Origin of the sequence: Sphingomonas sp., from assembly GCF_035555815.1 — a bacterium.
In the GTDB taxonomy this organism is placed as follows: Bacteria; Pseudomonadota; Alphaproteobacteria; order Sphingomonadales; family Sphingomonadaceae; genus Sphingomonas.
On record NZ_DATMGG010000087.1, the window covers coordinates 1 to 5,540 of the forward strand.

Sequence of the window (5,540 nt, forward strand, 5' to 3'; positions counted from 1 at the left end):
CGCGCGAACATCTCCGGCAGCACCTCCGCCGCGTTGCCGAGCAGGCCGACCGAGACCGGGGCGGATGCGTTCGCGACGATCTCCAGCGCCTCGTCGATCGTGTCGGCCTGATGGTCGAGATAGCCGGTGCGCAGCCGCATCTCGATCCGGCTCGGCTGACATTCGATCGCGATGCACGATGCGCCGGCCATCACCGCCGCCAGCGGCTGCGCCCCGCCCATGCCGCCCAGCCCGGCGGTCAGCAGCCACCGGCCCGACAGGTCGCCGCCGTAATGCTGGCGGCCCATCTCGACGAACGTCTCATAGGTACCCTGCACGATGCCCTGCGTGCCGATGTAGATCCACGATCCGGCGGTCATCTGGCCGTACATCGCCAGCCCCTTGCGATCGAGTTCGTTGAAATGCTCCCACGTCGCCCAGTGGGGGACGAGGTTGGAATTGGCGATCAGCAAGCGCGGCGCGTCGGCGTGGGTGCGGAACACGCCGACCGGCTTGCCCGACTGGACCAGCAGCGTTTCGTCCTCGCCCAGCCGGCGCAGCGTCTCGACGATCCGGTCATAGCTTTCCCAGTCGCGCGCGGCGCGGCCGATCCCGCCATAGACGACCAGCTCCTCCGGCCGCTCGGCGACATCGGGGTGAAGGTTGTTCATCAGCATCCGCAAGGGCGCTTCGGTCAGCCAGCTCTTCGCGGTCAGCGTCGTGCCCGTCGCCGGACGGATGACGCGGCTGTTGTCGAGGCGGGTCATGGGTATCAGGCTCCCTGTCGGGCGAAGGCGAGGCACGCCGCGAGAACATCGGCGAGGACGGCGGTGAGCGGTGCGGCGCGGGCGGGGTCGAACGCCGGCGGCCAGTTGGCCTCATCGGGCACATCGGGCTCGTCCATATAGCCGCGGATCGCCAGCTCCATCTGGATCGCGTGGATGCCGTCGCCCGGCCGGCCATAGTGGCGCGTGGTCCAGCCGCCCTTGAAACGGCCGTTGACCACCTGATCGGGGCCGGCCGCGGCGGCGACGGCGGCGGTCAGCGCCGGATCGCAGCTGGCGTCGCCGTTGGTGCCGATGTTGAACTGCGGCAGTGTGCCGTCGAACAGCCGGGGGATATGGCTGCGGATCGAATGGGCGTCGTAGAGCACGACGCGGCCGTGCGCCGCGCGCAGCCGCTCGATCTCCGCCGTCAGCGCGGCATGATAGGGATCGAACCACGTTTCGCGCCGCCGCGCGATCTCACCGGCATCGGGGCCGCCGGCTACGTAGAGCGGGGCGCCGTCGAAATCGGTGGTCGGGCACAGTTCCGTCGTCGCCATCCCCGGATAGAGCGACGCGCCGGACGGATCGCGGTTGACGTCGACCACGCTGCGCGAGATCGCGGTGCGCACCGTCGTCGCCCCCATGTCGTGCGCGAAGGCGTAGAGCCGGTCGACCCACCAGTCGGCATCGCGCCGCGCGATCCACGGCGACCGGAACTGTCCGGCGACGTCCGCCAGATCGGTGCCGGTGTGCGGCAGCGCGACGATCAGCGGGGCATCGCCGCGCAGGATATGCAGCCAGCCGCTCATGCCACCCCCGGCAGCGGGCCGCCGGCCGCATCGACCAGCGCGCCCGATCGCACCAGCGCGATCGCCGCTTCGATATCGGGGTGGAAATGGCGGTCGTCGGCCAGCGCCGGCACGCGTGCGCGAAGGGCGGCGTGCGCGGCGGCGAGCGCCGGGCTGGTCGACAGCGGCGCATGGAAATCGACGCCCTGCGCCGCCGCGAGCGCCTCTATGCCGATCACCGCCATCGCGTTCGCCGCCATGTCGAGCAGCCGCCGCGCGCCGTGCGCCGCCATCGACACATGATCCTCCTGATTGGCGGAGGTCGGGATCGAATCGACGCTGGCCGGATAGGCGCGCTGCTTGTTCTCGCTGACCAGCGCGGCGGCGGTCACCTGCGGGATCATGAACCCCGAATTGAGGCCCGGGCGCGGGGTCAGGAACGCGGGCAGTCCCGACAGCGCCGGATCGACCAGCATCGCGATGCGCCGTTCGGCGATCGATCCGATCTCACAGATCGCCATCGCGATCATGTCGGCGGCGAAGGCGACCGGCTCGGCGTGGAAATTGCCGCCCGACAGAGCCTCGTCCCCGAACGGACCGGCACCGGGAAAGATCAGCGGATTGTCGGAGACCCCGTTCGCCTCGATCTCCAGCGTCGCCGCCGCCTGGCGCAGCACGTCGAGCGCGGCGCCCATCACCTGCGGCTGGCAGCGCAGGCAATAGGGGTCCTGCACCCGCGCGTCGCCCTCCAGATGGCTGGCGCGGATCGCCGAACCGGCCATCAGGTCGCGCAGCGCCGCGGCCGTGTCGATCTGGCCGCGATGCCCGCGCAGCGCGTGGATGCGCGGGTCGAACGGCGTGTCCGATCCCTTCGCCGCCTCGGTCGACAGCGCGCCGGTGACCAGCGCCGACCGGAACAGGTTCTCCGCCAGGAACAAACCCGCCAGCGCGTTGGCGGTCGAGAATTGCGTGCCGTTGAGCAGCGCCAGCCCTTCCTTGGGGCCAAGCTCGATCGGGGAGAGGCCGACGCCGGCCAGCGCGTCGGCGGCGGGGAGGGTGTTTCCGCCGACATGGATCTGGCCGACCCCGATCATCGCGGCGGCCATGTGCGACAGCGGGGCAAGATCGCCGCTCGCCCCGACCGATCCCTGGCATGGGATCACCGGCGTCAGGCCGTGCGCCAGCATCGCCTCCAGCAGCGCGACGGTCTCCGCCCGCACTCCCGACGCGCCGCGCGCGAGGCTGACCAGCTTGAGCACCATCATCAGCCGGACCACCGCGACCGGACTGGGATCGCCGGTGCCCGCCGCGTGGCTCAGCACGATGTTGCGCTGGAGCAGCGCCAGCTCGTCGTCGCTGATGCGAACGCTCGCCAGCTTTCCGAACCCGGTGTTGATGCCATAGACCGGCTGGCCATGCGCCAGGATGCGCGCCACCGCGCGGGCGCTTTCGGCGATCGCCGGGGCAAAGCCGGGGTCGAGGCGGACGTCGGCGCCGGCCCACACCCGTCGCAGCTCGGCGAGCGAGACCGCGCCGGGCCGAAGCAGCAGCGCGCTCACCGCCCACCCCACACGCGCGCGTGGAGCGGATTGACGCCGATCTGGCAGACCAGCTCGGCCGGCGTCTCGATATCCCAGATCGCCAGGTCGCATCGCTTGCCCGGCTCGAGCGTGCCGATCGCGTTGTGCAGCCCCAGCGCGCGGGCGGCGTTGCGCGTCACCCCGCGCAGCACCTCCGCCACGGTCAGTTCGAACAATATCGCCCCCATGTTCATCGCCAGCAGCAGCGAGGTGAGCGGCGACGTGCCCGGATTGCAGTCGGTCGCCAGCGCGATCGGCACCCCCGCCGCGCGCAACGCCGCGACCGGCGGGCGGCGTGTGTCGCGCAGAAAGTAGAATGCGCCGGGCAACAGCGTCGCGACGGTGCCCGATCGCGCCATCGCGGCGACGCCGTGCGCGTCGAGATGCTCGAGATGGTCCGCGGACAGCGCGCCATGCGCCGCCGCCAGCGCCGCGCCGCCCTGATCGGTGATCTGTTCGGCGTGAAGCTTGATGGGCAGACCGTGCGCCTTCGCCGCGTCGAACACCCGCGCGATCTGTGCCGGCGTGAATCCGATCGTCTCGCAAAATCCGTCGACCGCGTCGGCCAGCCCCAGTTCGGCGACCGCCGGAATCATCCGGTCGACGACGGCATCGATATAGCCGTCCCGGTCGCCGCCGAATTCGGGGGGCAGCGCGTGTGCCCCCAGAAAGGTGGCGGATACCCGGATCGGGCGCTCGGCGCCGATCCGCCGCGCCGCGCGCAGCATCTTGATTTCGTCGTCGAGGGCGAGGCCGTAGCCCGACTTGATCTCGACGGTGGTGACGCCTTGGGCGATCAGCGCGTCGACGCGGGGCAGCGCGCTGGCGACCAGCGCGTCCTCGCTCGCCGCGCGAGTCGCTTTCATCGTCGATACGATGCCGCCGCCCGCGCGCGCGATCGCCTCATACGACGCGCCTTCCAGCCGCAGCGCGCATTCGTGCGCGCGATTGCCGGCGTGGACCAGATGCGTGTGGCAGTCGATCAGGCCGGGGGTGATCCAGCGGCCGCCGCAATCGATCGTCTCGTCGGCCTCGATCGGCGGCGCGTCGGCGCTCGGCCCGGCATAGGCGATCCGCCCGTCCAGCGCGGCGATCGTCCCCGCTTCGACCACGCCCAGATCGTCGCCGGCCATCGTCGCCAGCCGGGCATTGGTCCATCGCGTCGCGCATCGCAGGGGGCTGTGCATCGGCCTCTCCATCCTCCGCGAAAGCTTTTGCAGTTTTCGGGGTTAATGTATAGACATAATAAGGTGAGCCCTTCGACCCAGCCGCCATCGGATCTTGTGTTGCACGCCGGCGTGGCGCTGCTGCCGCAGGGGTGGTGCGCCGATGTCCGCCTGACCATAGCGGAGGGCCGGCTGGTCGCGGTCGAGGCGGGCGTCGCGGCGTCGCCACAGGATGAGGCGCACGCCGTGATCCTGCCGGGCATGCCCAACCTGCACAGCCACGCCTTTCAGCGGGGCATGGCGGGGCTGGCGGAAGCGCGCGGTCCGGGCGAGGACAGTTTCTGGACCTGGCGTGATGCGATGTACCGCTTCGTCGATCGCATCGGTCCGGAACAACTGACCGCGCTCGCCGCGCTTGCCTATGCCGAGATGCTGGAAAGTGGTTTCACCCGCGTCGGCGAATTCCACTATCTGCACCATGACCGCGACGGCACGCCGTTCGCCGACCCTGCGGCGATGGGCGGCGCGATCGTCGCCGCCGCGGCGGAAACCGGGATCGGGCTCACGCTGCTGCCGGTGTTCTACGCCCACGCCGGCTTCGACCGCGCGCCGCCCGCCGGAGGGCAGCGACGCTTCGCGACCGACGTCGATCGCTTCGCGCGATTGCTCGAATCGTCGCGCGGCCACGCGGCCGGCTTGCCCGACGCGAGCGTCGGCGTCGCGCCGCACAGCCTGCGCGCGGTCACCCCGGACGAGCTGCTGGCGCTGACCGCGCTGGCTGGCGACGCGCCGATCCACATCCATATCGCCGAACAGCGGCGCGAGGTGGAGGAATGCCTGCGCTGGTCGGGCGCGCGGCCGGTGCAATGGCTGCTCGATCATGCACCGGTCGCCGGCAATTGGTGCCTGGTCCACGCCACGCACATGACTGCGACCGAAAGCGCCGATCTGGCCGCCAGCGGGGCGGTGGCGGGGCTGTGCCCGATCACCGAGGCCAATCTGGGCGACGGCCTGTTCCCGGCCGAACCCTATCTTGGCGCCGGCGGGCGGATCGGGATCGGTTCGGATTCCAACGTGGCGATCGACTGCGCGGGCGAGCTCCGGCTGCTCGAATATGGCCAGCGGCTGATCTCGGGCCGGCGCAGCGTGCTCGCCGATGCCGAAACGCGCTCGCCCGGCGAATATCTGTTCCGGCGGGCGCTGGCTGGCGGCGGGCAGGCGCTGGGCGTCGGCGCGGCTGGACTGAGCCTCGGACAGGCC

The 5,540-nt window shown here is 71.0% G+C and carries 4 protein-coding genes and 1 pseudogene; 1 reads left to right on the forward strand and 4 read right to left on the reverse strand.

The window, feature by feature from the left end; all coding sequences use genetic code 11:
- The 4 genes and pseudogenes from VNR91_RS04925 to hutI all read right to left on the reverse strand — a co-directional run.
- A pseudogene (locus VNR91_RS04925) lies at positions 1 to 746 on the reverse strand (urocanate hydratase); the annotation flags it as partial.
- A gap of 5 nt (positions 747 to 751) precedes the next feature.
- Positions 752 to 1,555, reverse strand: coding sequence for an N-formylglutamate deformylase (gene hutG, locus VNR91_RS04930; RefSeq protein ID WP_325489670.1), 804 nt, complete (start codon positions 1,553 to 1,555; stop codon positions 752 to 754).
- Positions 1,552 to 3,093, reverse strand: a complete 1,542-nt coding sequence (gene hutH, locus VNR91_RS04935; RefSeq protein WP_325489671.1) for a histidine ammonia-lyase — start codon at positions 3,091 to 3,093, stop codon at positions 1,552 to 1,554. The genes hutG and hutH overlap by 4 nt, the downstream gene beginning before the upstream one ends.
- A complete protein-coding gene (gene hutI, locus VNR91_RS04940; protein ID WP_325489673.1) occupies positions 3,090 to 4,289 on the reverse strand; it encodes an imidazolonepropionase in 1,200 nt (399 codons plus the stop codon). The genes hutH and hutI overlap by 4 nt, the downstream gene beginning before the upstream one ends.
- Positions 4,290 to 4,364: 75 nt before the next feature.
- Between hutI and VNR91_RS04945 the strand changes: the two genes are divergently transcribed.
- The coding region (locus VNR91_RS04945) for a formimidoylglutamate deiminase (RefSeq protein WP_325489672.1) at positions 4,365 to 5,540 on the forward strand (1,176 nt) is incomplete at its 3' end.

What these genes read in the sequence shown, in the direction of transcription:
- hutG (WP_325489670.1), bottom strand. Translation starts at nt 1,555, where the DNA reads ATGAGCGGCTGGCTGCATATCCTGCGCGGCGATGCCCCGCTGATCGTC.